The sequence below is a fragment of the Acinetobacter sp. YH01019 genome, from assembly GCF_013420285.1.
Taxonomy (GTDB): Bacteria; Pseudomonadota; Gammaproteobacteria; order Pseudomonadales; family Moraxellaceae; genus Acinetobacter; species Acinetobacter gandensis.
This window is the reverse complement of sequence record NZ_VOYM01000148.1, coordinates 1-2981: the sequence shown is the minus strand read 5'-3', so window position 1 is coordinate 2981 and position 2981 is coordinate 1. Positions and strand designations below refer to the sequence as shown.

The following is a 2981-nucleotide window of genomic DNA, read 5'->3' as shown; positions in this document are numbered from 1 at the left end:
CAAATGGCTATTCTACGTTTGATTGGTTTTGGAAAAAAAGAAGAATTTAAGAAAGTGCTAGCAATTTTAAGAAAGAAAAAGCCTGATAGGACAAGGATCCTATGAAATTTGTCGTGTACAGAGTAAAATATATAAGGATGCTCAAAATGAAATTCACTCAAATTTTACTTGCTTCTACTCTGGCTGCTGCTGCGGCTACATCTTTTGCTGCAAGCAAAGATAAACAAGAAGCACCTGAACAAGAAAAAGTTGTAGTTAGTACACAAGAACAGCCTGCAACTGAAACGACTGCTGCTGAAGGTACAAGCGCACAACCTGCGTCTGAAGCAAATGTTGAAACGACTGCTCCAGCTCAACCGGCTCAGTAATCACTTAGCATTCTCCACATGCTAAATACGTTCAGTTCTGCTGATCAACATTAAACCCTCACACAATGTTGTACTGAATGTAAATAAACTGGATCTGTCTAACGATTGATTCAGTTTTTTTATGCCTGATTCCATTTCAAAAACGTTCTAACAATAGATATTTATGATCGCTAAATCATTCTAAATTATGGTGAATAATTAACTAATAATTGAAATATCATAAACTTATCTTAATATGCTTAAAAATCTTATGCTTTTAGATTAATCGTTTCGACTTATGCCTAGCTTGTTGCTTAAGCAGACCTCCCTCTTAATAGAGGCATATGTGAAGTGATTGGATGTTTACGCATGAGCAATAAAGCAAAATTTACAACGGAAGTTGCCATTTTAGGTGCTGGTCCTGTCGGTCTTACCATTGCGAACTATTTAAGTAAGCAAGGCTTAGAAGTGACTGTCATTGAGCAACTTGATAGCTTAATTGATTACCCGCGTGCAATTGGTATTGACGATGAATCTTTACGCACGATTCAGTCTTTAGGTTTGGTTGATCAAGTATTACCACATACAACACCGAACCATGCAATGCGCTTTTTAACACCTAAAGGTCGTTGCTTTGCAGACATTCAGCCGCTCACACGTGAATTTGGTTTCTCGCGTCGTAATGCCTTCATTCAACCACAAGTGGATAATGTGCTTTTACAAGGCTTGGCGCAATACGAAACTACACAAGTATTGTTCTCTCGCCAATTGGTAGATTTCAGCCAAGACAAGAATGGCGTTACCCTCAATATTCAAAATAAAGAAGGTCAACAAGAAAGCATCCATGCCAAGTATTTAATTGCATGTGATGGTGGTAACTCAATTGTACGTCGTACCTTAAATATCGGCTTTGATGGAAAAACAGCGCCGAACCAATGGATCGTTATTGATATCGAAAATGATCCGCTAGCGACACCACATATTTACTTATGCTGTGACCCTGTGCGCCCTTATGTTTCTGCTGCGTTACCACATGGTATTCGTCGTTTCGAGTTCATGGTTATGCCAGGTGAAACACAAGAAGAATTGAGCAAACCAGAAAATATCGCAAAACTTTTATCGAAAGTCTTACCAACGACAGATGGCATTGAAGTGATTCGTCAACGTGTATACACACACAATGCACGTATTGCCGATAAATTCCGCGTAGACCGTATTTTACTTGCAGGCGATGCTGCACACATTATGCCAGTGTGGCAAGGTCAAGGTTATAACAGCGGTATGCGTGATGCCTTTAACCTAGCTTGGAAAGTTGCGATGGTTGTACAAGGCAAAGCTGGCCCTGAACTTCTAGACTCATATCAAGTTGAACGTAAAGACCATGCCAAAGCGATGATCGACCTATCAGTAATGGCCGGCCATGTCCTTGCACCACCAAAAAAATGGCAAGGCTTTATTCGTGATGGTATTGCTTATGCATTGAATTACATCAAGCCAATCAAGCAATATTTATTAGAAATGCGCTTCAAACCAATGCCGAAATACCATGATGGTGCTTTGGTTAACAATGGGGATAAAGAATCACCTGTAGGTAAAATGTTTATCCAACCTCAAGTCAAACTTGAGTCTGGTGAAACGGTTTTACTTGATGAAGTAATTGGTAATGATTTCGCTATCATTGCTTGGGGTGTGGACCCGAAATGGGGACTGTCTGAAGCCACAATGAAACAATGGCAAAAACTGGGTGTAAAATTCATCCAAGTGATTCCAGCGGTTCAGTTTGGTAATGAAAAACGCACTCAATATGACAATGTGATCACGATTGGTGATATCGGCACAGAAATTCGCGGCTGGTTCGGCAAAACATCTGAATCTGTTACGATTCTTCGTCCTGACCGTTTTGTGGCAGCACTTGCGATTCCGCAAACATTGGACAGTGTGAGCCAGCAATTGTTTGCCAAGCTACATGTAAAATAATTTAGGCCAATAAAAAACCACGCAAATCGCGTGGTTTTTTTTATTGCCACCTAAAGCTAAACCGCTTGAAACCAATCTACATCTTGAACCGATTCACGCTGCTGTATACGTTGAATAAAGGGCTTAAATTCATCTAAATAAGGTAAAATTTTAAAAGAGATGGCATAGACCATCCAGTACGCCAAATACAAATCCGCAGCAGTAATATTTTCACCCAATAAATAAGGTTTAGCTTGGCGCAAACCTGTTTGAATAAAATTCAATAAGATAGTCTCATTACCAAAACTCAGACTACCCTTTTTCTCATTCATGGTTTCTACACCAATACCAACATTTTTCATGTCCATATATTCAGTGAGAGGCCCATGACAAAAGAACATCCATTTCAGATATTCACCACGTTTTGGATCATTTAAAGCCGGTGCTAAACCTTTCTCAGCATATTTATCGGCCAAATAGGTAAAAATGGCAGCAGTTTCGCTTACAACAGACTCGCCATCGACCAAACACGGCACTTTACCCATGGGATTAATTTTCGGTGGTGTTTCAAAAAGTATGCTGAAAAAAAGCAGGTTGAATTTTGATAAAATAGAGAAATGCAAATAACTCTAGAAATCAAATGTCCAACCTGCCTCAGTGACAGTATAAAGAAAAATG

2 protein-coding genes and 1 pseudogene are annotated in these 2981 nt (G+C 39.4%); 2 read left to right on the top strand and 1 reads right to left on the bottom strand.

Features of this window, described 5'->3' with window-relative positions; translation table 11 throughout:
* Positions 1-146 precede the first annotated feature (146 nt).
* Positions 147-368 (top strand): hypothetical protein, encoded by a 222-nt coding sequence (locus FTT84_RS17365; RefSeq protein ID WP_067764484.1) that lies wholly within the window; start codon positions 147-149, stop codon positions 366-368.
* A 348-nt stretch (positions 369-716) separates the two neighbouring features.
* Entirely contained in the window at positions 717-2324 is a 1608-nt protein-coding gene (locus tag FTT84_RS17360) for a bifunctional 3-(3-hydroxy-phenyl)propionate/3-hydroxycinnamic acid hydroxylase (RefSeq protein WP_180081977.1), read from the top strand.
* Between the two features lie 56 nt (positions 2325-2380).
* Here FTT84_RS17360 and FTT84_RS17355 read toward each other — a convergent pair.
* Positions 2381-2860 (bottom strand): annotated as a pseudogene (locus FTT84_RS17355) (glutathione S-transferase family protein); the annotation flags it as partial.
* Positions 2861-2981: the final 121 nt, after the last annotated feature.